This is a genomic window from Anabaena sp. UHCC 0451 (genome assembly GCF_034931405.1).
Taxonomy (GTDB): Bacteria; Cyanobacteriota; Cyanobacteriia; order Cyanobacteriales; family Nostocaceae; genus RDYJ01.
In genome coordinates this window covers 51,963-77,723 of sequence record NZ_JAYGHA010000010.1, presented here as the reverse complement: position 1 = coordinate 77,723, position 25,761 = coordinate 51,963, and the positions used below count along the sequence as shown (strand labels likewise).

Annotated in this window: 20 protein-coding genes; 9 read left to right on the top strand and 11 right to left on the bottom strand. The window is 39.6% G+C overall.

All coding sequences use genetic code 11. From position 1 onward, the window contains the following. Positions 1 to 21: 21 nt before the first annotated feature. The 4 genes from VB694_RS08985 to rpsT all read right to left on the bottom strand — a co-directional run bounded on the left by VB694_RS08985 (position 22) and on the right by rpsT (position 7,447). A complete protein-coding gene (locus VB694_RS08985; protein ID WP_323359968.1) occupies positions 22 to 1,899 on the bottom strand; it encodes a DNA-directed RNA polymerase subunit gamma in 1,878 nt (625 codons plus the stop codon). A gap of 186 nt (positions 1,900 to 2,085) precedes the next feature. Then, complete coding sequence (rpoB, locus tag VB694_RS08980; RefSeq protein ID WP_323359967.1) at positions 2,086 to 5,421, bottom strand: DNA-directed RNA polymerase subunit beta; 3,336 nt, start codon at positions 5,419 to 5,421, stop codon at positions 2,086 to 2,088. An 878-nt stretch (positions 5,422 to 6,299) separates the two neighbouring features. Beyond that, positions 6,300 to 7,085 (bottom strand): TatD family hydrolase, encoded by a 786-nt coding sequence (locus VB694_RS08975; RefSeq protein ID WP_323359966.1) that lies wholly within the window; start codon positions 7,083 to 7,085, stop codon positions 6,300 to 6,302. 68 nt (positions 7,086 to 7,153) lie between these two features. Then, positions 7,154 to 7,447 carry a 30S ribosomal protein S20 gene (rpsT, locus tag VB694_RS08970; protein WP_323359965.1) on the bottom strand — a complete coding sequence of 98 codons (294 nt, stop codon included), beginning with the start codon at positions 7,445 to 7,447 and terminating at the stop codon, positions 7,154 to 7,156. A gap of 548 nt (positions 7,448 to 7,995) precedes the next feature. Here rpsT and hisD point away from each other — a divergent pair. The 4 genes from hisD to VB694_RS08950 all read left to right on the top strand — a co-directional run bounded on the left by hisD (position 7,996) and on the right by VB694_RS08950 (position 10,766). After that, a complete protein-coding gene (gene hisD, locus VB694_RS08965; RefSeq protein ID WP_323359964.1) occupies positions 7,996 to 9,297 on the top strand; it encodes a histidinol dehydrogenase in 1,302 nt (433 codons plus the stop codon). A 174-nt stretch (positions 9,298 to 9,471) separates the two neighbouring features. Continuing rightward, positions 9,472 to 9,900, top strand: coding sequence for a universal stress protein (locus VB694_RS08960; RefSeq protein WP_323359963.1), 429 nt, complete (start codon positions 9,472 to 9,474; stop codon positions 9,898 to 9,900). Positions 9,901 to 10,083: 183 nt separating this feature from the next. Continuing rightward, positions 10,084 to 10,401: a hypothetical protein gene (locus tag VB694_RS08955; RefSeq protein WP_323359962.1), complete on the top strand. Its 318-nt coding sequence runs from the start codon at positions 10,084 to 10,086 to the stop codon at positions 10,399 to 10,401. Then, on the top strand, positions 10,398 to 10,766 hold the full coding sequence (locus tag VB694_RS08950) for an aspartyl protease (RefSeq protein ID WP_323359961.1): 369 nt from the start codon (positions 10,398 to 10,400) through the stop codon (positions 10,764 to 10,766). The genes VB694_RS08955 and VB694_RS08950 overlap by 4 nt, the downstream gene beginning before the upstream one ends. Before the next feature lie 111 nt (positions 10,767 to 10,877). Here the strand turns inward: VB694_RS08950 and VB694_RS08945 are convergent, their stop codons facing one another. Then, positions 10,878 to 13,235, bottom strand: coding sequence for a tetratricopeptide repeat protein (locus tag VB694_RS08945; protein ID WP_323359960.1), 2,358 nt, complete (start codon positions 13,233 to 13,235; stop codon positions 10,878 to 10,880). 573 nt (positions 13,236 to 13,808) lie between these two features. Here VB694_RS08945 and VB694_RS08940 point away from each other — a divergent pair. Beyond that, the gene (locus VB694_RS08940) at positions 13,809 to 14,687 is read left to right on the top strand and encodes an XDD3 family exosortase-dependent surface protein (RefSeq protein ID WP_323359959.1); all 879 of its coding nucleotides are present in this window, start codon (positions 13,809 to 13,811) and stop codon (positions 14,685 to 14,687) included. Positions 14,688 to 14,839: 152 nt separating this feature from the next. Here VB694_RS08940 and VB694_RS08935 read toward each other — a convergent pair whose 3' ends face one another. The 3 genes from VB694_RS08935 to VB694_RS08925 form a co-directional block, all read right to left on the bottom strand. Beyond that, positions 14,840 to 15,004, bottom strand: a complete 165-nt coding sequence (locus VB694_RS08935; RefSeq protein WP_323359958.1) for a hypothetical protein — start codon at positions 15,002 to 15,004, stop codon at positions 14,840 to 14,842. Continuing rightward, positions 14,997 to 15,239 (bottom strand): hypothetical protein, encoded by a 243-nt coding sequence (locus VB694_RS08930; protein ID WP_323359957.1) that lies wholly within the window; start codon positions 15,237 to 15,239, stop codon positions 14,997 to 14,999. The genes VB694_RS08935 and VB694_RS08930 overlap by 8 nt, the downstream gene beginning before the upstream one ends. 912 nt (positions 15,240 to 16,151) lie before the next feature. After that, positions 16,152 to 16,538 carry a hypothetical protein gene (locus tag VB694_RS08925; protein ID WP_323359956.1) on the bottom strand — a complete coding sequence of 129 codons (387 nt, stop codon included), beginning with the start codon at positions 16,536 to 16,538 and terminating at the stop codon, positions 16,152 to 16,154. Positions 16,539 to 16,669: 131 nt separating this feature from the next. On the opposite strand from VB694_RS08925, the gene hslO reads away from it, so the two are divergent. Continuing rightward, a complete protein-coding gene (gene hslO, locus VB694_RS08920; protein ID WP_323359955.1) occupies positions 16,670 to 17,575 on the top strand; it encodes an Hsp33 family molecular chaperone HslO in 906 nt (301 codons plus the stop codon). Positions 17,576 to 17,735: 160 nt separating this feature from the next. Next, on the top strand, positions 17,736 to 19,814 hold the full coding sequence (locus tag VB694_RS08915; RefSeq protein WP_323359954.1) for a chromosome segregation ATPase: 2,079 nt from the start codon (positions 17,736 to 17,738) through the stop codon (positions 19,812 to 19,814). A gap of 243 nt (positions 19,815 to 20,057) precedes the next feature. Here the strand turns inward: VB694_RS08915 and VB694_RS08910 are convergent, their stop codons facing one another. Both VB694_RS08910 and crtD read right to left on the bottom strand, forming a co-directional pair. Next, positions 20,058 to 21,125, bottom strand: a complete 1,068-nt coding sequence (locus tag VB694_RS08910; protein ID WP_323359953.1) for a type IV pilus twitching motility protein PilT — start codon at positions 21,123 to 21,125, stop codon at positions 20,058 to 20,060. Between the two features lie 131 nt (positions 21,126 to 21,256). Beyond that, on the bottom strand, positions 21,257 to 22,771 hold the full coding sequence (gene crtD, locus VB694_RS08905; RefSeq protein ID WP_323359952.1) for a C-3',4' desaturase CrtD: 1,515 nt from the start codon (positions 22,769 to 22,771) through the stop codon (positions 21,257 to 21,259). 154 nt (positions 22,772 to 22,925) lie between these two features. Between crtD and VB694_RS08900 the strand changes: the two genes are divergently transcribed. After that, positions 22,926 to 23,645, top strand: a complete 720-nt coding sequence (locus tag VB694_RS08900; protein WP_323359951.1) for a hypothetical protein — start codon at positions 22,926 to 22,928, stop codon at positions 23,643 to 23,645. 64 nt (positions 23,646 to 23,709) lie between these two features. Here the strand turns inward: VB694_RS08900 and VB694_RS08895 are convergent, their stop codons facing one another. Beyond that, positions 23,710 to 24,165: a DUF29 domain-containing protein gene (locus VB694_RS08895; RefSeq protein WP_323359950.1), complete on the bottom strand. Its 456-nt coding sequence runs from the start codon at positions 24,163 to 24,165 to the stop codon at positions 23,710 to 23,712. A 205-nt stretch (positions 24,166 to 24,370) separates the two neighbouring features. Between VB694_RS08895 and VB694_RS08890 the strand changes: the two genes are divergently transcribed. Beyond that, complete coding sequence (locus VB694_RS08890) at positions 24,371 to 25,648, top strand: pitrilysin family protein (protein WP_323359949.1); 1,278 nt, start codon at positions 24,371 to 24,373, stop codon at positions 25,646 to 25,648. Positions 25,649 to 25,761 lie beyond the last annotated feature (113 nt).

Below are 25,761 nucleotides of genomic sequence, written 5' to 3'. Positions count from 1 at the left end.
AATTCTAAATTCTTCATTCACCTAGCTTGCTAATGCTTCTTCAATTGCTTGGTTATAAATCACCCGACCAGCAGTAGTGTATATATACTGAGAAAGCAAATTACCCTGGGCATCTTGACGGACTCGGCGGAATTTATACAACAAAGTCCGGGTCTTGTCTTCGTTTTCAATCACCTCTAACGGCTCAATATCCGGTTGACTGGTTTCCATTTCTCCATCAAACCGCACATAAATATAAGCATGAAGGTCAATCACTTCCTGTTGATAGGCCATCACTACATCATCCATGGAAGCAAAATATTTTCCCGCTCCTTTCATCGCCCCAGGATTTTCCGCAGTTAGGTAATATGCCCCTAACACCATATCTTGACTAGGAGTAACAATAGGCTTACCCGTAGCTGGAGACAGAATGTTATTAGAAGCCAACATCAACAAACGCGCTTCCGCCTGACTCTCCAACGACAAAGGCACGTGAACCGCCATTTGGTCGCCATCAAAGTCAGCATTGAAAGCCGGACATACCAGAGGGTGCAGTTGAATGGCTCTCCCTTCTACCAAAATTGGCTCAAAAGCCTGGATTCCCAATCTGTGCAGTGTGGGCGCTCGGTTTAACATCACCGGATGTCCCTCAATCACCTCTTCCAACACATCCCACACGCTGGGGTCATTGCGAGAAATCAGTTTTTTCGCTGCCTTGATGTTGTTCACCATGCCGGAACGAATCAGGCGATTGATCACAAAGGGCTGGAACAGTTCAATGGCCATTTCTCTGGGCAGTCCACATTGGTGGATTTGTAGCTTGGGTCCCACCACAATTACAGACCGCCCTGAATAATCTACCCGTTTACCCAACAGGTTTTGCCGGAATCGTCCTTGTTTACCCTCAATAATGTCTGAAAGGGACTTCAACGGGCGGTTATTTGCTCCCACCACCGTCCGACCCCGCCGACCATTGTCAATCAACGCATCTACCGCTTCTTGCAACATCCGTTTTTCGTTACGGACAATGATCTCAGGAGCCAAAATTTCTTGCAGTCTCGCTAACCTGTTGTTACGGTTAATTACCCGACGGTATAAATCATTTAAATCACTAGTGGCAAATCTCCCCCCATCCAACTGCACCATCGGGCGCAAATCTGGAGGAATCACCGGAATAGCCGACATCACCATCCACTCTGGCTTAGAACCAGTGGCAATAAAATTATCAATCACCCGCAGCCGTTTAATTAACTTAGCTCGCTTCTGCCCCTTAGCGTTGCCAATTTCTTCCCGCAGATTTTCCGCCTCTTGTTCCAGATTAATATCTGCCAACAATCGCAACAGCGCCTCTGCCCCAATGCCTACTTCCACCCCCACCAGTTGGGAATCTTCGCTGTAAATAGCATCCTCAATTTCTAGCCACTGGTCTTCACTCAACAGTTGTTTATATACCAGAGTATCCGCATTACCAGGAGCTAACACGCAGTAGGAATTGAAATAAACAATTTGCTCCACATCCCGCAGCGGCATATCCAGCAAAATAGCAATATAACTGGGGATGCCCTTGAGATACCACACATGAGCGACAGGTGCAGCCAGCTTAATAAACCCCATCCTGTGCCGCCGCACCCGTGATTCCGTCACCTCCACCCCGCAGCGTTCACAGACAATGCCTCTGTGACGCACCCTTTTATACTTACCGCAATGGCATTCCCAATCCTTAGCTGGTCCAAAAATCCGCTCACAAAACAAACCATCCATCTCTGGCTTCAGAGTCCGGTAATTGATGGTTTCTGGCTTTGTCACCTCACCCACCACCTGACCATTGGGTAAAGTGCGTTCACCCCAAGCCCGAATCCGTTCCGGCGAAGCAATGCCGATTTTTACGTAGTCAAATTGATTAGATTGAACTGATCTCATAAGAATTTAGAATGAAGAATTGAGAATGAAGAATGAAGAGAATTTAGAATTTAGAATGAAGAATGCAGAATTGAAAAGAATTGAGAATTTAAAATTAAGAGAATTGAGAATATTTTTATTTTCTAAATTCTAAATTCTAAATTCTAAATTCTAAATTCTAAATTCTAAATTCTAAATTCTAAATTCCTACTCCTCTTCTTCCAACGACTCACGAGAAAGAGACTCATAGGTAGGACGGGGTGGAGTGCGACGAGCAGCTTGGTCTGCCATCAGGTCAACCTCCACATCCAAAGAACTGCCATCAACTTGGGTTTCCACCTTATGCACCGCAATATCCAAACCCAAAGATTGCAACTCTCGCATCAACACCTTGAACGACTCCGGTGTTCCCGGACGGGGAATAGCTTTACCTTTGACAATGGCATTCAAAGCTTCATTTCTACCCTGCATATCATCAGACTTGACTGTTAACAATTCCTGCAAAGTATAGGCCGCACCAAAAGCCTCCAGCGCCCACACTTCCATTTCTCCAAACCTTTGTCCACCCTGTTGCGCCTTACCACCCAAAGGTTGTTGAGTCACTAAAGAATAAGGACCAGTGGAACGAGCATGAATTTTGTCATCCACCAAATGCACCAGCTTCAGCATATAGGCCACACCCACCGTAATCGGACGGTCAAATGGTTCACCAGTGCGTCCGTCATAAACCATTACCTTACCCGGATCATCCGGGTTATATACCCAGGTTTTCCCCGTCTCATCCCTAGCTTCTTGCAATTTGCCATGGACAATCCGGCGGGAAGATTCTTCACCATACATTTCATCAAAGGGAGTAATCTTAAACCGCACTCCCAAATTGTGACCAGCCCAGCCCAACAAACATTCAAACACCTGTCCCACATTCATCCGGCTGGGTACACCCAAAGGATTCAGCACAATATCCACCGGCGAACCATCAGCCAAATAGGGCATATCTTCCGCTGGCAAAATGCGGGAAATAATCCCCTTGTTGCCATGTCTCCCTGCCATTTTGTCACCGACTTGAATCTTGCGCTTCTGTGCCACATACACCCGCACTACCATATTTGCCCCTGGTGGCAGTTCATCCCCCTGTTCTCTGGTGAACAAACGTACATCCACCACCCGGCCTTTTTCCCCATTGGGAACTCGCAGAGAATTATCCCGCACGTCACGGGCTTTTTCCCCAAAGATTGCCCTGAGCAGTTTTTCTTCCGGTGGTTGGTCCGATTCCCCTTTAGGCGTGACTTTTCCCACTAGAATGTCTCCGGCTTCCACCCAGGCTCCAATTCTAATAATTCCCTGTTCATCCAATTGTCTGAGGGCATCTTCCCCCACGTTGGGAATTTCTCTGGTGATTTCTTCGGGTCCGAGCTTGGTCTGTCTGGCTTCAATTTCAAATTTTTCAATGTGAATTGAGGTATAAATGTCATCCTGCACTAGTCGCTCGGAAATCAAAATCGCGTCTTCGTAGTTGTAGCCTTCCCAGGGCATATAGGCCACGACTATGTTTTGTCCTAGTGCCAGTTCCCCGCCCTCGGTGGAAGAACCATCTGCCAAAACTTGCCCGGCGATGACTTTTTCGCCAATGCGAACCAGTGGTTTTTGGTTCAGGCAGGTGTCTTGGTTGGAACGTTGATATTTAGACAACACATATCTCACTTCCTGGGGTTTGGTGTTGCTGTTTTCTTCCCCACTAGCAATGGCTTTTTCTCTGACTCTCACCCGAATTTCCGCAGCATCTACATACACAACGTCTCCATCTGTTCGGGAAACAATTACCATTCCTGAGTCTCTTGCACCTTGAGCTTCTAAGCCTGTACCTACTAAGGGTCGTTCTGGCTTGAGCAAAGGTACTGCTTGCCGTTGCATATTAGAACCCATCAGCGCCCGGTTAGCGTCGTCATGTTCCAAAAAGGGAATCATGCTGGTTGCCACTGAAACTATCTGTACTGGGGAAACTGCTACGTAGTCTACTTGTTCGGGGGTGGTGGTGGAGAATTCTTGACGATAGCGGACTGGTACTTGTAGTCCCTGAATGTGTCCGTTTTCATCTACTGGGATGTCTCCAGGTGCTACCCGCAGGTCATCTTCTTCATCCGCAGTCATGTACACTGCTGCTTTTTCATAGCAGACTCGTCCGTTTTCTACTGGTCTAAATGGAGTTTCTAGAAATCCATAGAGGTTAACACGGGCATGGGTAGCTAATGAACCAATTAATCCGGCGTTTGGTCCTTCCGGTGTCTCAATAGGGCAGATGCGTCCATAGTGACTGGGGTGAATATCCCGAACAGCAAAGCCGGCTCTTTCTCTGGTGAGACCACCTGGACCCAAGGCACTGAGTCGGCGTTTATGGGTCAGTTCTGCCAGGGGATTGGTTTGATCCATGAACTGACTCAGTTGGCTGGAACCAAAGAATTCTTTGATTGCTGCTACTAGGGGTTTGGGGTTAACTAGGGAAGCAGGGGTGAGAACTTCGGCATCGGATACCGTCATCCTTTCCCTAATGATCCGCTCTAAACGGTTCAACCCTACTCTGACTTGGTTTTGCAGTAGTTCGCCTACGCTTCTAACTCGGCGATTTCCGAGGTGATCAATGTCGTCAATGCTGCCGATGTCATACTCTAGGTTGATCAGATAATCTACGGCTGCTAAGATGTCTCCAGGGGTAAGAACTCTCAAGGTGTCGGGAACGGAGAGGCGGAGTTTTTTGTTGAGTTTATATCTGCCTACTCTTCCCAGGTCGTAGCGTTTGGGATCGAAGAAACGGGAGTCTAGTAGCTGTTGTCCACCTAACACTGTGGGTGGTTCACCAGGACGCAGTTTGCGATACAACTCCATCAGGGCTTCTTCTTCGGAAAATTGCCCTTCTTTTTCAATGGTTTTTTGGAAATACTCTGGATGGCGTAGGGCATCAAAAATTTCGTTGTCTGATAAACCTAGTGCTTTGAGTAGTACCTGTGCTGATAATTTGCGGGTTTTGTCAATGCGTACCCACACTAAATCGTTACGGTCGGTTTCAAATTTCAGCCATGCTCCCCGGTTAGGGATTAAGCTGGCAGAATATGTCCGTCTACCGTTTTTGTCGGTTTCTGATTTGTAATAAACTCCTGGCGATCGCACAATTTGGTTGACGATAACCCGCTCGGCTCCGTTAATAATAAACGTACCTCTATCTGTCATTAAAGGCAGATCGCCTATAAATACTTCTTGTTCTTTAATATCCCCTGTTTCTTTGTTCAAGAGTCTAGTGGGAACATACATTTGCACTGCATAAGTGCTATCCCGCCGTTTAGATTCTTCAACACTATATTTGGGTTCTTTGAGTTTATAGTTATGACCTAAAAAGTGCAGTTCTAATTTTCCTGTGTAGTCTGTAATTGGACTAAAGGAGTTCAACTCTTCTATTAACCCTTCTTCTAAAAACCAGCGAAAGCTTGAACGCTGGATTTCAATCAAGTCGGGCAACAGAAAGGCGGGTTCCATATATGATTCGTTAGTCATGCCTCTACCTTTGTCAACCTGGTTAAACTTTCGCTTGGATAATGCTGTGGTAATTTTCCCGACTCTAGCTTTGTGTATGCAGGTGTTGGTTAACTTTTCCTGACATCACCTGCTGTTTACAGGTACGGGTTTTCAGCAGCAATTTATTTGGAATGGGCGCTTTTTCTCAATGAATTACCGCCCTTGATGATTAGCTTTCGATGGCTAAAATTCAGTGTGGGGATGAACTCAACAAGACAGAGATGATTGATATCTTCCTGAGTTTGATTTGTTTTTCTCACTTTCCCTCCCAAACAACCCGTTCATTAATTTATGCACATCCACACTGTTGTATCTTTAAAACACCTCATCTATACTCACAGTGAGATCCCAAAAATGAAGAATCCGCCAGATGTGGCGCTGAATCAGGATGGATTTAGTTTGCTGAATTTTAGTCACAAGGCTAAGGCTCTTAACTTTTTATAATTTTCTATAGTTCTATACACAGAGATAAACTGTTGTGCAAACGTCCATATCAAACTAGGCTGCCAGGGTTTGTTATCTGTTGAGAGCATCTGCTTGTAGAGATATTTTAGATGTTCGTGAAATTTGGGTTTTTATCTTACTCAAGAATTACTAGTACCCAACCAGCTAGATTTTATACTGACTATAACTAGCATTTTTTAGCTGTTATTTCAAAATTCCTTCCTTTATCATTATGACGCAAGTAAAATGTTTTGGAGGGAATAATATTAGCACAGTTTTGTCCTCCGAGAGTCTTAATTTTTGCAAATTACTAGGTTTACTCCAGGTAATGCTTAAAAATTAAGTGTCAAAAAGTGTTTTTGATAACACTATACAGAAAAACAGGCTATTGACTTGGTGGATTCATAGCCATCTTATAATGACAGACCGAATAATTTACAGGCGTTTTCTGTGGTTTGATGGGCGATCGCTTCTATTGTTTCCCCCCTGATTTTGGCTAATTGTTCGGCTACATAACTTACATAAGCCGGTTCATTACGTTTTTCGCCTCTTTTGGGTGTGGGAGACAGAAACGGGCAATCTGTTTCTATCAGTAGGCGATCGCTACTCACCATTGCAGCTGATGCTTGTATGGTTTTTGCATTTTTAAAGGTTACAGTACCACTGAAGCTGATATAAAAGCCTAAATCGAGAAACCATTGGGTTTCTTCCGGTGTTCCCCCCCAACAATGCATGACACCCCGCACTCTTGCTCCTTGAATTTCCCGCCATTTTTGCAATACTTCTCTTACCTGTGGTGCTGCATCACGACAATGAATTATCACTGGTAAATTAAGTTCAGAAGCGATCGCTAGTTGCGTCTCAAATACTATGTACTGTTGTTCATAGTTATTTGCCTTATAAAAATCTAACCCCATTTCCCCGATTGCTACCACTTGAGAATCGGAACTGGCTAGAGATTTGATTTTCTCTGCTGTTTGGTGATTCCATTTGGCTGCGTCTAAAGGATGCAAACCAACGGCAAAACTGATTTCGGGAAACTGGTGAGCTAGAGTTTGAATGCTGGCGAATTCTTCGGGATGAACACAGGAATGTACTAAACGTACTATCCCTGCGTCTTGCCAACGCGATCGCACTGCTGCTAAATCTGGTTGAAATAGATCAAAGTTGAGATGTACGTGGGTGTCTACTAGTTGCATGATGGAGTCAGGAGTCATTACTGGGGATAGGGTAGCTCATTAATCTCTTAGCTAATGACTAACGACTACTATGCTGTTTGGGTCAGGGGTTTGAGTTTTTTAGCTAACCTTGACTTTTTCCTAGACCCGTTGTTGGGATGTAGCACACCTCGCTTTACAGCTTTATCAATTTTGCTGTAAACCTCAGACATACGAGCCTCTAATTCTTGTTTTGATTCTGGAGTAGGATTAGCCGCATAGACTTCAACAGCAGTAAAGTATTTCTTCATCAGCGTTTTTACTGCTGATTTATATGCTTTGTTACGGAGTCGATTGCGTTCTCCAATTTGGGCGCGTTTAAGAGCAGATTTTGTATTAGCCACAGTCAATTCCAAAAAGACTATTAATTAATATGTACACACACTACTAGACTTACTAATATAGCACCAAAATTGCCAATGTTATACTTTATAGAAAAAATTTAACTGGCAGATGATCCTGAAGGGGAAACGCTGAAGAGAGTCAGCATTGTAGATGTCTAATCAAGCTGGGAAATAAGTTAAAAGAATGCAGAATTTAGAATTTAGAATTTAGAATTACGTTTTGCAACGGGGATTTTACCTCGACGCAAAACCCGCTGCTTGTAGAAGCAGGGGACTTTAACCCCCAAAGGTAAGTTAAAATAGATTGCTGGCCATAAAATACCCAGGTTGCCAAAGCATTAACTACCAGCACCTGACCTGCTAGTTAGTGGGGATGAAATCAATAAATCCTCCTGATGAGAGCAAATCATCTATGGCAATCCTGGGAGTATCAAAAAAATGCAGGTTAAGCTAGAGAAGAGAGTTAGGGAAAGCTGGATATCCTGCGGGTAAAAAGCCCAACTAATGATCAAACGGGAACATTCTTATTTTGGCATTGTCCTTACTCCATGCTGCGAATTATTACTCAGCAGGCAGACGTTAAATCCGAACTACAACGTATCTGCGAACGCACCCACGATGAACAGGTTCTTCACAAAGAAGCAACAGTGCGGGAGGTTTTGCAAGCAGTCAAGCGCCAAGGCGACAAAGCTGTACTGCACTACACAGCCGAATTTGACCACCAAACCTTGCAAGCCGAAGAACTGAGGGTGACAGGTTCAGAACTGGATGCAGCTTACCAACAGGTATCAAAGGATTTGTTGGCATCTGTTCAGCTGGCTTGTCGCCAAATTGAAGCGTTTCACCGTCAACGAGTCCCAAAAAGCTGGGTACACTTTGGCGATGATGAAGTGGTACTGGGTAAACGTTATACTCCTGTAGATCGGGCAGGTTTATACGTTCCTGGAGGTCGGGCTTCCTATCCCAGTACAGTGCTAATGAATGCTATACCAGCTAAAGTAGCAGGTGTACCTCGTGTAGTGATGGTAACACCACTAGGAGCAGGTAAAGCAGTTAATCCAGCAGTCTTAGTAGCTGCCCAGGAAGCTGGGGTAGAAGAAATTTATCGCATTGGGGGCGCTCAAGCGATCGCTGCTTTAGCTTATGGGACAGAAACAATTCCTAAAGTGAACGTGATTAGTGGACCTGGTAACATTTATGTCACCTTAGCCAAAAAACTAGTTTACGGCACTGTGGGGATTGATTCTTTAGCAGGTCCTAGCGAAGTGCTGATTATTGCTGATGAAACAGCTAATCCTGCCCACGTTGCTGCGGATTTGTTAGCACAGGCTGAACATGATCCGATGGCGGCAGCGATTTTGTTGACCACAGATGCGGGTTTAGCGAAAAAAGTCCAAGTAGCTGTAGATAGACAACTGGTAGATCACCCAAGACGAATAGACACAGAAAAAGCGATCGCGCATTACGGCTTAATTGTCGTTGTCGAATCTCTAGAAGCAGCAGCAGCACTCTCAAATGAATTTGCTCCTGAACACCTAGAATTAGAAGTTCAAGATCCTTGGGCTTTAATTTCTCAGATTCGTCATGCTGGGGCTATTTTCCTGGGTAATTCCACACCAGAAGCTGTAGGAGACTATTTGGCAGGTCCTAACCATACCTTACCTACCTCCGGTGCAGCCCGTTATGCTTCTGCATTGGGTGTAGAAACTTTCCTCAAACACTCTAGTATTATCCAATACTCACCTACTGCACTGGGGAAAGTGGCTGGTGCAATTGACACTTTAGCTAAAGCTGAAGGTTTGCCTTCCCATGCTGATTCAGTAAGAAGGCGAGTTGAGGACGAAGAGTAATTTAGAATGCTTATTTTTCCTGAATGCGGTTGACAGCAGCTACTCCATAGTTAATAATAGTAGGTTTGTGACTTTAGCAAACTAAAACTCACATTTGGGAAATTGTTGGTGTTCACGCCAATACAATTCCTGATGTGATAATTTAAGGGGTCTACTCTTGAGGAGACAAAAGCGGTGTTAAAAACTATTTTAGTAGCTCTGGATGGCTCGGAAATTGCTGAACGAGTAATTCAGACTTTAGGTGATTTGGTGCTGTCGTCAAACACCAAAGTTATTTTTTGTCATGTATTTCCTACTCCAGAGTCAGAAATAGAATTACCCGCTGATCGTCCTCATCCAGACTCACCAAATTCGGCTTATTTCCATATTGAAAAGCAGCTGCAATCATACCAGGAACAATTGTCAGTCAAAAGCGAGTTAGAATTAGTAACTGGTGATCCTGCGGATGAAATTATTAGACTAGCCAATATTTATAAAACTGACTTAGTGGTGATTGGTAGTCGTGGTTTAACGGGGATGAAGAGAATTGTTCAGGGTTCGGTTAGCACTCAAGTAATGGAAGAGGCTAATTGTTCAGTATTGGTGGTGAAACCGGGTAAGTAATTTGTAATTTGTAATTTGTAATTAAGAATGTAGTAGGGGTTTAGCAATGCTAAATCCCTACATTTGGTTAATCAATATTTATTTCCTCTTTTCGCTTTTTCCACTTTCTCAACTTGCTTGGGTGCTTCCATTTCTTGATAGAGTTGGATGATTTATGATATAAATATCTAGGAGCTATAAAATATGATAGAAACTCAATCTCATCAAAAAGTACGTCGGGGTAGATTATTTCCTGAAATTCAGTGGACAGAAGATCAGAAACATCTTTATAGAGATAATTTAGAAAATCATCATCAACGCTGTAGAGTGATTTTTGAAAGATTGCAGCCAGAATTGATTAAAAATCATTATAACTGGTTTATGGCAGTTGATTCAGAAAGTGGGGATTATTTTATTGATCAAAATGAAGAAGTTGTGACTCAAATGTGTTTGCAAAAACATCCAAATGCTATACCATTTATCTTTCTGATTAATGAAACGGGTGTAGCTGGGAAAATATGATTGTAGGTAGTTTTGGTAGTGATGGGGAGCTTTTTTTTGAAATTGATTTAATTACTGCTGATGGTTTAGAATTACCAGTAATCGCTATGTTAGATACTGGTTTTACAGAACTACTTGCTGTTAATTCCCAAGATTTAGAAGCATTAGGTTGGCGTTTTTTGCGAGAAAGACCATTAAAAACAGCGCAGGGAATCAAGACTTTTAGGATTTATTTAGGAAAGGTACGCATTGACGGAAGAGAGTTGGAAATTCCGGTTTACGGTGGTGAGGAAATTACAGAAGTTTTACTTGGTAGTCAATGGTTGAAGATTATGCGATTAGTTGCGGATATGTCCGCAGATGTTTTAAGTTTGGAAATAGTTTGAGCAATCTCTTGGAGAAAATTAAATATATCGTAAAAACATTATGGGTAAGGGTTTAGCATTGCTAAACCCTTACAAATGCGATACATATACATGATTTTAATCTGCATTGGGTTAATCAATATTTCCTCTTTTGGCTTTTTCCACTTTCTCAACTTGCTTGGGTGCTTCCATTTCGTTAAATAGTCGGATACCTTCGTTAAAGTTGGTGTTGCTATTTTCGATTTCACCCATTTTTTGATATGTTAAACCTAGTTGGTAGTATGCTTCTGCTAAATCATATTTAGCACCAATTTTATCTAATAGTTCTATTGATTCTGAATGATGGGAAAGTGCTTTTTTAAAATCATCCTGTATTCGATATAGTTCTGCTAAACCAGTAAGTGCTTTTGCTTTGACTTGAGTATAGTTACTTTCTTCAGAGTAGGCAATAGCTCTGATATACATTTCAAAAGAACTTGTAAAGTTTTCTAAATTTTTATATGTTATTCCTAAAAAAATTAATCTATATCCTGTTGTCCATGTGCCTAATTTTATTTTCCTTTCAATAGCTGCTTTTTTGGTGAAAAATAAAGCTTCTTCTTTAAATCCTAAGCAGGAATTAATAAATGCTAAACCGACGTAAGCACAAACAGTATTTTTTTTTACATCCACTATTTCTGAAGCTAATTTAAGTTTTTGAAAAAAAATCTCTGCTGCTTCTAAATCTCCTAAATCTATTTTACAAAGACCCATGTTTAAAAAATAAGATTGGCGCAGAGTTTCCCAACTATAACTTAATTCAATATCTTTTGTTTTTACATCGATAGATTTTACAAAATTAATAGCTATAAATCCTGAACTCTTATGGCATTCTATCGCTTTGTGAATTTTGCCAGTTAGCCAATACAAATCCCCTAATATATTATAGCATCTACTTAAATAATATTCATCAATAACTTGATTAATTATCCAATTGATAGATCGAATCATTTTATCTAAAAGATTAAGTCTATAGAAAGAGCGACCAAGAAGTTCACTTTCTGACCATTTATTATATCGTCCTTTTACAATTACTCCAGCAGACCGATCAAAATCATTAATTTCTAAAAATTGATAATAAGCTTCAAAAGCTTTGTGTGCATCCTCTATAGTTTCAACACTCTTCACACTCTCAGTCCAAAACTCAGCCGCTTTACGATTTACTTCTTCCCATTCTCCACTTCCTTTCAATCTCTCTATCCCCTGTTCTCTAACTACTGGATGTAACCAATATTCTCCCTTTTCAAATTCAACTAAACACCGATTTTTCAAAGCTTTAATTACATCTCTTCGCTTCTCTTGAGGAACATCCCATAATAAAGCTAATAGCGCATCTATAGAAACTCTGGGTACATCCTGATAACGAAAACATCCCAACCGACAAAGTAGTTTATATGCTTCTGTATCTAAAGTTTCTAAACGTTTAAATTGACTTTTAACTAAATTCTTTAATTCCGTTTCTACTAAAGTAGAATTTTCTTGCCAATAAGCGGCTATATCCCCTTTATAATCTTCTCTTATTACCCCCAAGAGGATATCCATTGCTTTTGCATTACCCCCATAAACTTTGTACATTGCTTCCAATGAAGGAGTATCAATTTCAATTTTGTGAGATGTAAAAAATTCTTTCCATGCGGTTACATCCAACATAGATAAAGGATAATGATAAATACCATTCACACGGTCATCACATAAGCGTTCTCTACTGGTAACTAGAGTGACAGATTGCACATTTGAATCAGCCAAAATTCCCAATAACCTTACATAACCTTTGTGTTTTTCAACAAATCTCCCTCGTTCATCTAGTGCAGGTTCTAAGTTATCAATCAATACTCCGACTTTGCGAGTTTGTAATTGTGTTTTTAATCTTGATAAAGTAATTCCAAATTCTCTTCCAGGTTCTTCTTTAAAATGTTGCTTTAGCCATTCTTCAACTACACTTTCAACAGCGGTAATATTTTCTGTATCTTTCGCCATTTCTAGTGGTAAAACTAACTCAAAGTTTTGATATAGATATTGCTTGGCTAAAGTTGACTTACCAACTCCACCTGCGGCTTTGATGACGATGATTTTTTTGCCTTCATTAATGCGATCATTAATATCATTAATTGCTGCATCACGTCCGACAAAATCACGTAATTCATCATTACATTTGGGTAATATTTTAGAATCAGATATTTTCTGTTTTTCAGAAGGTAAATGTTGTTCTATTACATTCCTGAGATTATTTTTGGTAACTTTTACACCCAAAACCTCAGATAGTATTTTCCACAAATCAGAACCGATTTCTTTACTGTAATCTTCGCTAATTTTGTATAAATCGTATATCTCTCTATAACTTTTACCTTCTAAACAACCTCTCAATACAGTCATCTGTGAATCATTGAGAAGTTTTTTAGTGTGGTTTTCAATTAGACTTTGAGTAAATTTTAAAGCGTCATCAATATTCATTAGGTAGCAGAATTTAAGTTCATTTTTATTGGATATTCAGTAAATTTAGCATTTTTTACCCACAAAACCAACGAAAACCTACTTTTACCCACTATTTTTTTTATACAAATTCCCTACTTTTTCCTACTGACAAAGCTTTGAGATTTGAATACAGTCTTGTTATGGGTGATAACACAGTAAAAACCTGAGTAATTAATTCACTTTTACTCTATTCAACAAAGGAAAATGACGATGAAAGTAGAACTTCTGACCAAACCGGAATCTCCAACAATACCATCACAAGAGGACGTTTTAATTTCTCCCACCGCCTCTACCTGTACTTGGTGTGGCAAAAATATGATGTTCAATAATCATTGCAAAACTCGTGAAGAGGCTGCCAATTGTTCTAATTATAGAAAACGTTAGGGTTTTACTGATCCCTTTAGAGAAAACCAAAAAATAAATTATCCAACAATCGTAGGGTGCGTTAACAAAGTAAGAAATTATCTTGATCCCCTGCTGTGCATTGCGGTGTTCAGCCTAATATACCCTACGGTTTTCTTAACTGTAATTAGCAAAATTGAGGTCATGAACATGAATACTATTCTTAAAGCAACAGGTGTAATTATAGCTGGACTTACTCTATCTCTTCTCAATGTAAAAGCAGTTCGCGCTGGTACTGTACATAACAACTGGTATTATGCTTTTGATTCTCTGACTGATAGTATTACTGGTAATGATGTCGGTGGCACAAAATATGAAATTGCTGGTATGGCTTATGGTCAACAAAATGGTCAATCTATTTTTGTGATTTCAACTAAACTTCCCTTAGAAGGAACTACTTCTGCCTATGCTGATGATGGTATCGTAGCTTTAGGTGATATTCTGATCAACTCTACTACAGATAGTTTTAATGTAGCCAGTGAAAAGGGTAATTTGAGAGCAATACACCTGGTTTTGAACAATGCAGCGGGAGTTAGTTCTTTAGGTTTTTATGAGAATGTTATTGCTAAATCTGTGACGACAGCTAATGGACTAGCTCTAGCAAATGTAGGAGCATATCATAATCATGTACAAAACAACGGGGGAACACCCTCAATGGGAGATTTAGCATTAAATACTTCTCAGATTGATTCTAGTCAACATATTCTCAATGTTATTGCTTCTGGAGATTTGAAAGGCAATATCAATCTTTTGGATGCTAATGCTTTGCAAAATCTTGGTTATGATTCTAGTTTCATTGGACGGGAAGGTTACAACACTATAGCAGTTGGTTTTGATTCTTCTTTACTTCCTGACGGTCAATTTACTGCTTTATGGTCTCCTGAATGTGGTAATGACATCATGTCTCTCATTTATGGAAAGACAACTAAAAAAGTGCCAGAATCATCAAATACCTTGGGTTTACTTGTTGTTGGTGCTGCTGGAACTTTAATCATCAAAAATCGCAAAAAATCATCTGTGGTTAGCTAGATAGAAATTTAATTTACCGTGTTTCTAGCTAATCTTCAAAAATTGAATATTGACTTACAGCGATCGCTCTCCAGCCTCTAGCCACGTTGACTTCAAAAGAGCGATCGCTTTTCTGTATAAACTTCATATTCCTCTCCTAACCCTACCAAGCGTTAGCTGCGCTCGCCGTAGGCATCGCCTATTATTTCTCCTTCCTGCAAATGTAAAATAACAGGTTCAATATCATCACGAATTTTACGATATCGTTTTGATAACTTATACAATTGTTTTTCAAATTCAGGAGAAAATTTAACTGAGATATCATCTATATCATTCACTTTCAATTCTCTCCCATAATTCAGAAATAGGTCTAGCTTTACCAGATTTTACTTCCTCAAAAGCCCTAGTTAAACTCTCTTTTATTTCTTCAATGGGAGTATCATCAAGATCATAATCATCTGCTTCTGGTAAAAGAATAATTACTTTAACAGCATTAATATTATCAATTTCTAAAGGATAATCTAAGGTTAATTGTCCTTCATGTATTTTTCCAGTAACTTCTAAGGCTTTCATAATTTCTAGCTGCTTTTTAATTGTTTAACTAATTTTGATTTAAGAAAATTATAACGTCAATATCTGTAATCTGTTTTTTACTCAATCAGGATTTAATATTGCTAAACTGCATGGCTAAGTTTTATATCTGAGATTATGGAGTGAGTGCGATTCCTACGGAGCGATCGCTCTCTAGCCTCTAGCCACCTTCACATCAAAAAAGCGATACCTATGCCTTCGGCACGCTACGCGAACGGTAAGCCTCGCTAACGCTTTTCTCATTCTCATTCACTGAAAATAGAAAATAGTTAATATTGTTACTTCCCATTTATTCTTTTTACTAATCCAGGCTGAATACCATAAAATATCTTTTTTGTCAATACCCCAAATTCCAACCCGCAAACAACAGCATCAAATATTTGTAATTCTCCTGTCAGGAAATCTTGATAACTTGCTCAAATTTTCTCAGATGTTCAGTTTTGCGAGTTCTGAAATACTTATAAATAAAGGCTTTCAATCTGCTGCTGTAAACGCAGTCTTAAAAATAGGCACAATAAGGGAAATTACAAATTCTCATAAATCATAGCAGATCGCCAAAAGTATTGCAATACCGTTGATAAATAAAAATAATTCTCAATTAATTATTAAGGAAATATAAAGGGGGAAACTTTGGGAGTTATAAAATCCTAAACTATTTTAATTTTTACATAACTGAAATTTATCTAAAACCTAAAAGAGAGCGATCGCACCCAATAGATATGTATTCTGAATATATTCATCAAAAACAAATTATTCGCTTTTAATAATATCCGATGAGCAAAATTGTAATTTCTAACTGAGTGAGTCAGATATCAAAAATCTTTTGATGTTTGACCCACCCTTTGCGCCTTTGCGTCTACCCTGCGGGATCTCCTAATGGAGATTGCGTGAGAATTACCCTTTTTTACCCCGCAAAAACTCCCGCAAACTCAATAAACTGACAGTTTGACCCAAATTCAAAGGTAAAACTGATATTCCTTCCAAACGAGACTGGACCCAACCTTCACCCCAGTACCACTCATGAAAACCATCAATTCCACCACTGAGTAGCAACCGCAAACAATTATTTTTAGCTACATCTACGTGATGATGGATTTGAACAGGTCCGGTAGAAGTAGTAAAATCCAATCCAGATGTTAATTTTTCCGGCATTCCAGGGGAAAAACTTTGTCCTAGTAGCCATTTTTGCAGTTGTGCAGGAATTAACAGACTATCGTGAATAGCATCAGATGATGCTTCAATTTCGATTCGCAGTTGGCTTTGTTGAAAAGTGCCTAACATGGGTAATTAGTAATTGGTAATTGGTAATTGGTAAAATTTATCCCTATTCCCTGTTCGTTGTTCCCTGTTCCCTGCTCCCCAGAGAACTTACAATATATAAAGTCAACTTGTTAAGAATTGTAAGGATTTTCATGGCGGATCAATTAATGCGGGCTACAGCAGCAAATGGTGGTATTCGAGCAGTTGGTGTGATTACCACACGCTTAACTGAGGAAGCGCGAGTACGTCATAAATTGTCCTATGTGGCTACAGCCGCACTGGGAAGAACGATGTCAGCAGGTTTATTAATGGCTTCCAGTATGAAGCGTGTTGGCTCTAGGGTCAATGTCCGAGTCAAGGGTGATGGACCTCTAGGTGGTATATTGGTAGATGCAGGGTCAGATGGCACGGTTAGGGGCTATGTGCAAAACCCATCTGTAGAATTGCCTCCTAATGATAAAGGCAAACTAGATGTTGGCGGTGCAGTGGGTAGTGGATATCTCTATGTGGTTAGGGATATTGGTTATGGCTATCCTTACTCTAGTACGGTTGAACTTGTTTCTGGGGAAATTGGTGATGATGTGGCTCATTACCTAGTAAATTCAGAACAAACACCTTCAGCTTTAGTTTTAGGTGTGTTTGTGGGAGCAGGTGGAGTGACAGCATCTGGGGGGATACTGATCCAAGTTTTACCTAAAGCTGCTAGAGATGAAGCCTTAGTAGCCACGCTAGAATCAAGAGTATCTGCTTTATCAGGTTTCACTCCTTTGTTGCAAGCGGGGAAGACGCTGACTGAGATTTTTGGTGATTTACTCGGAGATATGGGACTGACAATTTTCCCAGAGAGTCAAATGTTGCGCTTCCACTGTGGTTGCTCCTTTGATCGAGTGCTGGGAGCATTGAAAATTCTGGGAGCAGCAGAACTGCAAGACATGATTATTAAGGATGATGGTGCAGAAGCAACTTGTGATTTTTGTGGCAATGTTTATCAAGCAAGTAGTGATAATCTATCACAATTAATTGTTGATTTACAAAAGGAAGCTACCCTTTCAGAATAAGTGTGAAATACTACTAAAATCCAGAAATATAAATGATATTTGTGTAGGGAGATAGAAAATGAAAAAAATAGCTGCTTGATGACGAGAAAGACAGTTACTATGGCAAAAATAGAATTATCAGTTTGATCAAAACTGCTATTTAATTACTTTGGTGTGAGAGATGACAGAACGGGATATTTCAGATAGTTGGTCTCCAGCCAGAGCCAGAAAGCCAGATCAAAATACAAGATTATCCCGAACTCCAGAAGTCGGGACAACTCAACCATCTGGTGTCCCAACTACTGGTTCTAATTTTAAATCCGTGATGCAGCAACAAGAGAACAATACAGAAGGATTACCTATAAAAAAAGATTCAGAAAAATCTTTTTACATCAGTAGTATAACTGATAAACTACCACGGTGGATGAAAAGCTGGATACTGTGGTCAATTGTATTAACTTTGATTCCCAGCGGCATTGGATTTATATCCATGTCAATGTTACTGAAGTTGCCATCAGCACCAAATTGTCCCAAAATATTTTGGCCTTTGGCTAGTGCGTCTGTACGTTTACACTGTGCTTCCCTAGCAGCTTCTAAGCAGAATGTGAACGATTTATTGCAAGCGATCGCACTCGTGAGAGAATTACCCCAAGATCACCCACTCAGGGGACAAATTAATGGTTTGTTAGAGGAGTGGTCACGGGATATTTTGCGATTAGCTGATCAGAGTTTCCAATCGGGGAATTTAGAAGAAGCGATCGCTACTGCTCGCCAAGTTCCTGAAGACCTGGAAGTTCGTAAAATAGTAGAAGAGCAAATTAGCAAATGGCAGTCTATCTGGTCAAAGGCAGAAGAAATCTACCAAGGATCAGTAAAAGAACTGGGAGAAAGACGTTGGCAATCAGCTTTTATGCTGTCATCCAAATTGCTGCGTGTTAATAATAAATATTGGGCAACTACCAAATACGACGAACTAAATAACATCATTGTAACAGCGCGGGAAGATGGGGATAAACTCTACAAAGCTGAAGGTTTAGCAAAAAGTCGTTCAGTAGATAATGTTTTGGCAGCTATTAAATTAGCTAATTCGATTAATGCGGATAGTTACCTATATCAAAAAGCTCAGGAATTGATTCCTGAATTTGGGCGTAAGATTCTTGAATTAGCACAAGCTAAGATTAATAGACGAGATGCGGATGCAGCATTGGAAATTGCCAGACAAATTCCGCCTATTGCTTCATTACAATCAGAAATTGATGATTTTATTGTTTTAGGTGAAGCCCAAAGGAGTGCTTGGATAGGTACGGTTTCTGGTTTAGAAGCCGCCATTTCTCAAGCCCAACAAATTGATGCTTCCAGGGAAGTGTATGAGAAAGCACAACAACTGATTGCGGGTTGGCAATTAGAAATTGAAGATGTTTCTCGGTTAGAAAAAGCGCGAACTCTAGCGAGTCAAGGCACAATCAATGATTTAACTGCGGCCATTTCTGAAGCGCAGATGATTCCCAATAGCAACCCCCGTGCTTCAGAAGCTAGACAGGAGATGAATCGCTGGCGTGGACAAGTAGAGTCTATTGAAGATAGACCTTATTTAGACCGGGCTGAACAAATAGCTCTATTGGATGATATTAACTCCTTGCAAGCTGCGATCGCAGAGGCAAGTCAAGTACGTTCTGGTCGGGCATTGCATTCAGAAGCACGGAAAAAAATTAGCACTTGGACTGCTAAAGTGCAACGAATTCAAGACCAACCTTATTTAGATCAGGCAAGGATTATCGCTGATAGTGGTGATTTAAACACAGCTGTCAGGGAAGCTCAAAAAATTGCCTCATCAGGAAGGGCGCTTGCTAGTGAAGCACAAACAGCTGTCGATAGTTGGCAAGAACAAATCCGCGCTAGAGAAAACTGGAGAAAAGCCAGAGAAGTAGCAATTACTGGCACACCAGAAGCTTTAGCTGAAGCGATACGGTTAGCTGACCGGGTTTCTAACCGCAACGTTTTACGAATGGATGCGAATGTGGCTATTGATCAATGGAGTCAACAGTTGTTACAAATGGCACGTTCTCAAAGTGAGTTTGATATTCCTAAAAGCATTGCCACCGCTAGGTTAATTCCCCGTGGTAGTTCTGCTTACAGAGATGCTCAAGAACAAATTAGAACCTGGAGACAATTTATTTTGCCTCGGATATCACCTACACCATCGCTTGAGTCTTTACCTGAAGCTGAACCATCTCCATCATCAATTAGTGATGGGTTGTAATCGGTAATGAGTAATTGGTGGTTGGTGAAGAGAAAAACTTTAACCTATTAATAATTAAGCAAAAAGGGACTGTATTAAATCAGCCCTTTTTTTTGTTGAATGATACATCTGAAGATAAGGTAAGTAGGTGGACAGAGAAAAACCGAAGTATGCAACAAAAAGTAAAGTTGCCCAAAACCTCTTGTCTGTTCCCTGTTCCCTTGTCATAACGACAATTTTCAACGCCAACCTACTTAGATTTTTTCAGCAATTAAGTTTCTGTAAGGTTTCTGCAAAAACTTCCTGAGTAATTCGCTCGGATTTTAAAAACTTTTGCAATTCATTTTTAAAAGTACACATTCCCAGTTCTTCACCTTGCTGCATAACTGTGAATACATCCTGTATTCTACCTTCTAAAATAGAATTACGAACAGTATCATTGATCAGCAAAAGGTCATGAATAGCTGCACGTTTGTAGTGACCTGTGAGGGTCTGGACTAATCTTTGAGAAATAATGGCTTGTAAACTATTAGCGAGACGGAAGCGAATAAAATCCTGTTCTTGGGTATTATAAAGAGTAAATAATTCTTGAATAGTAGCGATCGCACTACCAGCTTGCAAACAAGCTAAGACTAGAGTACCAGATCGGGCAGCGCGTAGTGCAATATCAACATTAGAGCGATCGCTTAACTCAGTCAACACAATCACATCTGCATCATTCTTTAATGCTGTTAGCACTCCCTCAATAATATTAGGAATATGTGTTCCTACCACCAAATGATTAATTAAAGATTGATGTTTTTGATATAGATAAGTAACCCTATCTTCAATAATGAAGATTTTGCGGATCATTTCCTGATTTATATAATCTACAAGACTGGCTAAAGTTGTAGTTTTACCACTACCAATTACACCAGTTATTAAAATTAATCCCTGGGAATTATGACAAACATTTTGTAATGCTTTAGGAATTCCTAACTTATCAACTGAAGGAATATTGCTAGGCAAAAACCTAATTGTCATCACAGCATTTTGTAAAGTCATAAAACCGGAAACAGAAACATTACCAAAAGGATATTCATAAAATAGATTGACCAGAGAACCAGATTTTATTTGCTGAATTTGATTAACATTGAAAACACTTTCAGCCCAATTCCAAAACGTCAATTCATCTATCACCAAGCCGGAAATTGCTTGTAATGTTCCTTGGATGCGAAAATAAGGAACATCACCAATAGCTATATGCACATCTGAAGCTTGTTGTACTTGTGAATTATTCAAAAACTGCTCTAATGTTAAGTCTTGTAAATCATTGGTGTTGTCAGTGGACATATAGCTTTTTTCTCCAGTTAGCATATAAAGCTAATCATTCCCTACTGGTTGCCAATAATTACAACTAGCAATTTTTATTAACAATACATTTTTCTATTTTGAGTCTAATGAGGGTTTGCATTTACTTCACCTCAATTTTGCGCTTGAATTTGCCTAACTACTGTTAAAGCTGAATAACTTACCCCTGCTGTACCTTCTCCTGGATGAGTTGAGTCACCAACTAACCACAAATTATTAATTGGAGTACGATTAGCAAAACCAAAGGGTCCAAAGGTAGGAATTCTTTGACCAATTCCACCAACAATTCCCTTTTCTCTACCTGTAAAATGAGCAAAGGTTTTAGGTGTGGCAGCTTCTACATAAATGATAGTTTCTGGTTTTAAATAGAAATATTGGGAAAGTTTGGAAATTGCATCTTGAGTGAATTTATCTTTTAATTCTTGATAGTTTTCGGTATTCCACCACTGCGTAAAATCAACAAAAGAAGAAGCGATAATTGTCGCTTTTCCCTCTGGTGCGCGGCCATCTCCTTCATGACTGACAGATACAAACAAAGAATTATTTTCACCAATTGGACTATTAGCATCATATAAAAATTGTAGATGGGGTGGACAATTATCAGGAATTGCACTCTTATCAACACCGATATAAACCACGAATGCACCGGAAGCAGGTGGTAATTTTTCTACTCTTTGTTTATATCCAGAAGGTGCTTTTTCACCTAATAATTCTACTAGGTTTTGAACAGTAACATTAGCAATTACATGATCTGCGGTTTCTGTCCAAATTTCCCCGGTTTTTTGATTTCTAATAACTACGCTATTAGCTTGGTTATTTTCAACTTTGATTTTTTCAACGGTGTGACGCATTAATAATTTACCACCGTCTCTTGCTAAAGATTCTACCAAGCGATCGCTCAATACTTGCATACTCCCTTGTAAATGATATAATCCTTGGGGTGATTGAGATACACTCAATGCTGTAGCTGCATAAAGTAAAGCTGTTTCTTCCGCACTCACTTGGGAATATAACTTCAGTTGTAAATCTAAAAATGTCCGCAGTCTTTTGTCATTTCCTAAACCATATAATCTTAAAGCATCCCCAACAGTAAATAAGGTAAAAGGTGCAGTAATAAATGTACTCGGACGCACAGCTTTTGTTAACTGCCACAAGTCCCATAAATTCCGGGGTGGTAAAACGGGATCTCGTCCTTGAAATTCCCAACTAGCATTAAATAAAGTGGCTAATAATTGCCAAAATGGTTCACTTCCTGGAAATTGCTTTTGTCTTTCTTCTTGCCATTTTTCAGGATCTCGCCAAACATTAATAGGTGTATTTTCTCCCGGAAGAAAAACCGCACAAGCTGGATCACAATGAGTAGCTTCAGGTAGTTGTATATTTAATTCTGAGAAAATGCGGTGATGAATTCCCCCTGGTTCTAAACCTGCGACTTGAGTTGCACCGACATCAAAGGTAAACCCCTGACGTTTAAAGGTGGAAGCACAACCACCAGGGACTAAAGCTTGGTCGAGAATTAAGACGCTATAACCTCTATGTGCTAATAATGCTGCGGACGTGAGTCCACCTATTCCCGCACCGATGACGATGACGCGGGATTGGTTTTTGTGAAGGGATAGACTAGGCATTGAGACTTAATTTTACAATTCTTAATATTACTACTCATAATTTTAAATTAAATAGAGCAGTGTTGGAGTGACGAAAGAATTGTGTTGTAAAACATTTATACTTGTCTTTGGTAATACAGTATTCCTGCTGTGATAAAAATAGGCAGAATTAAACATGAGTAAAAATTTTGAAATCCAGGAATTAGCGATCGCCATTACCGCTAAAAATCTGAATCCCACAGTGATGACCCCTGACTTTTTGAAATATACTGGTATTGTTCCCGCAGATTGGGAATTAGCCAGAGAGCCAGTTTTTAACAATGTTGTAGTCCAGCTTTTTTATAAAACGGGTGTAGGAATTGTTGCCCAGCCTAATAATGTCACAATAGTTGAGGCAATAGGTACAAAACAATTAGCAGAAATTCAAATCCCCAAAATTACTCAACAGCTAGTAGAAAAACTATCCCAAGTGGAATATCAGCGAGTGGGAATTAACCCCAGAGGATTTGTAACTTTCAACTCCGATGCAGAAGCATATCAATACATCAATGGTAAACTTTTAGCACCTGGTTCATGGCAGGAATTTGCAGGAGCAAAAGTTAATGCTTCCTTGCAATTAAGTTATGCTTTGCAACGAGGAATAATGAATTTAAGTATTAACCAAGCAAATGTACAGTTTCCTGATAAAGTAGCACCTGCAATTTTGTTCTCTGGTAACTACAACTATTCCTTATTAGGAAATACGCCAACGGAAAAACTTCAAGACTTGCAACAAATAATTAGTAATTGGCAAGTTTCTGTAAACACTTTTCAACAATTGTTGGTAGAGAAATTCTTAACTTCTTCTGAAGCACCAAAAAGCATTTCTGTATTTCCACCAATGGCAAAAAGTTGATCATAATTTAGTGGTTTAATTCTTGTGGGGTGGGCATCTTGCCTGCCCGAATATGCTTGCAAGATTATTCAATCAAATAATCATCAACATTAACATCCAAAATATCCGATTTTATAAAAGGACATGATTCAGGAAAAGTAGTTAAAGGAAGTTGAGTTTCAACAGCAGCAGCTTTACAAGCTTCATGGTAACATTCATCAAATAAAGCATCAAAGTGACGTTTGAGACTAGGACTATTTTTAAAGGCTTTGTTTAATCTGCGAGAGTGTTCAATAATGGTATAAGACCAACTAGGAGAGCGTTTTTCTGGTTGATATTTCCACTTGAGTAAATGTTGAAGTACCCGAATTAGATTACTTTCTAAAGCATCTTTTTCTTTACGGCTCATCCCTTCAATTTCTTCAAGTAAATTTTCAATATCTAATTGTTCTAATTTGCCTTCTTTAAGGAAAATTGCGGTTTGTTCTAACCAGAGATTAAAGTCAGTTTCATAGAGTGTTAACTTTGCTTCTGTTTGCATGGACAAATCCTCTTAAAAACAAAGATAAATCTATTATACAATAATATAGAAACTTAAATATCTCAGTAAGCATTCAGCTATCAGTAATCAGCCAATAGGATTATTTAGAGAAAAACATCCCCCACAACTTCCAGAACCTTCCCCACTACTAACACCATCAAGAGCATTGTAATATATAAGAAGTAATATCTCGCCCTCACCACCAATGACATCAACTCTGTTGAAATCTCCACGCCTTAATGCTCCCAAGGTGCATCATCTACCCAACGGTTTAACCATCATCGCCGAGCAAATGCCAGTAGAAGCCATTAACCTGAATGTATGGGTAAAAATCGGTTCTGCTGTTGAATCAGATGCTATTAATGGCATGGCGCATTTTTTAGAACATATTGTATTTAAAGGAACAGAACGACTAGCTAGTGGTGAGTTTGAACGTCGCATAGAAGAACGGGGTGCAGTAACAAATGCAGCCACCAGCCAAGATTATACACATTTTTATATCACAACTGCACCCAAAGACTTTGCAGAATTAGCACCACTGCAAATAGATGTTGTCTGTAATCCTACTGTTCCTGATGACGCTTTTGAGAGAGAAAGATTAGTAGTTTTAGAAGAAATCAGACGTTCAGAAGATAACCCCCGACGGCGCATTTATCGACGCACAATGGAAACTGCTTTTGATGTTTTACCTTACCGTCGTCCGGTACTTGGTCCCGAAGCAGTAATTTCCCAAGTTACACCCCAACAAATGCGCGATTTTCATCATACTTGGTATCAACCATCTTCCATAACTGCGGTAGCTGTAGGTAATTTACCAGTTGAAGAATTAGTAGAAATTATCGCTGAAGGGTTTGAAAAAAACAGTCAAAAATCAACAGTTAACAATCAGCAATTAACAGTTCATCAAGAACCAGCATTTACAGAAATTATCCGTCGAGAATTTATTGATGAAAGTCTCCAACAAGCCAGGTTAATCATGCTATGGCGAGTACCTGGATTGATAGAATTAAATGATACTTATGCTTTAGACGTGTTAGCAGGAATTTTAGGACATGGACGCACCTCTAGATTAGTTCATGATTTACGAGAAGAAAAAGGACTTGTTTCCTCAATTTCTGTTAGTAATATGAATCATAAACTGCAAGGAATATTTTCAATCTCTGCTAAATGTGAGGTAGAAAATTTAGCAGATGTAGAAACAGCAATAGTTGAACATTTGCAGACGCTACAAACCGAATTAGTCAAAGAATCAGAAATTGATCGTGTGCAAAGACGGGTAGCAAATCGGTTTATATTTGGGAATGAAACACCAAGCGATCGCTCTGGTTTATATGGCTATTATCAATCTTTAATAGGTGACTTAGAACCAGCATTTAATTATCCCCAATATATACAATCACAAGACGAAAATGATTTAATGCAAGCTGCACAACAATATCTTTCCCCTGAAGCTTATGCTGTAGTTACCATTAAACCAGCTTAGTCATTATCTCGTTCCCAGTCTTCGACTGGGAATGCCATTACAGAGGCTCTGCCTCCTAATTTATCGAAAGCAGAACCCTATAAAATTCATTCCCATCCAGAGTATATAGGACT

Bases quoted from the DNA above. Each gene is read 5' to 3' on its own strand.
- VB694_RS08940 (WP_323359959.1), top strand. From the start codon at position 13,809: ATGAATACTATTCTTAAAGCAACAGGTGTAATTATAGCTGGACTTACT.
- VB694_RS08910 (WP_323359953.1), bottom strand. From the start codon at position 21,125: ATGTCCACTGACAACACCAATGATTTACAAGACTTAACATTAGAGCAG.
- hisD (WP_323359964.1), top strand. From the start codon at position 7,996: ATGCTGCGAATTATTACTCAGCAGGCAGACGTTAAATCCGAACTACAA.
- VB694_RS08930 (WP_323359957.1), bottom strand. From the start codon at position 15,239: ATGAAAGCCTTAGAAGTTACTGGAAAAATACATGAAGGACAATTAACC.
- VB694_RS08890 (WP_323359949.1), top strand. From the start codon at position 24,371: ATGACATCAACTCTGTTGAAATCTCCACGCCTTAATGCTCCCAAGGTG.
- VB694_RS08900 (WP_323359951.1), top strand. From the start codon at position 22,926: ATGAGTAAAAATTTTGAAATCCAGGAATTAGCGATCGCCATTACCGCT.
- VB694_RS08950 (WP_323359961.1), top strand. From the start codon at position 10,398: ATGATTGTAGGTAGTTTTGGTAGTGATGGGGAGCTTTTTTTTGAAATT.
- crtD (WP_323359952.1), bottom strand. From the start codon at position 22,771: ATGCCTAGTCTATCCCTTCACAAAAACCAATCCCGCGTCATCGTCATC.
- VB694_RS08895 (WP_323359950.1), bottom strand. From the start codon at position 24,165: ATGCAAACAGAAGCAAAGTTAACACTCTATGAAACTGACTTTAATCTC.
- VB694_RS08915 (WP_323359954.1), top strand. From the start codon at position 17,736: ATGACAGAACGGGATATTTCAGATAGTTGGTCTCCAGCCAGAGCCAGA.
- hslO (WP_323359955.1), top strand. From the start codon at position 16,670: ATGGCGGATCAATTAATGCGGGCTACAGCAGCAAATGGTGGTATTCGA.
- VB694_RS08975 (WP_323359966.1), bottom strand. From the start codon at position 7,085: ATGCAACTAGTAGACACCCACGTACATCTCAACTTTGATCTATTTCAA.
- rpoB (WP_323359967.1), bottom strand. From the start codon at position 5,421: ATGACTAACGAATCATATATGGAACCCGCCTTTCTGTTGCCCGACTTG.
- VB694_RS08955 (WP_323359962.1), top strand. From the start codon at position 10,084: ATGATAGAAACTCAATCTCATCAAAAAGTACGTCGGGGTAGATTATTT.
- VB694_RS08945 (WP_323359960.1), bottom strand. From the start codon at position 13,235: ATGAATATTGATGACGCTTTAAAATTTACTCAAAGTCTAATTGAAAAC.
- VB694_RS08925 (WP_323359956.1), bottom strand. From the start codon at position 16,538: ATGTTAGGCACTTTTCAACAAAGCCAACTGCGAATCGAAATTGAAGCA.
- VB694_RS08985 (WP_323359968.1), bottom strand. From the start codon at position 1,899: ATGAGATCAGTTCAATCTAATCAATTTGACTACGTAAAAATCGGCATT.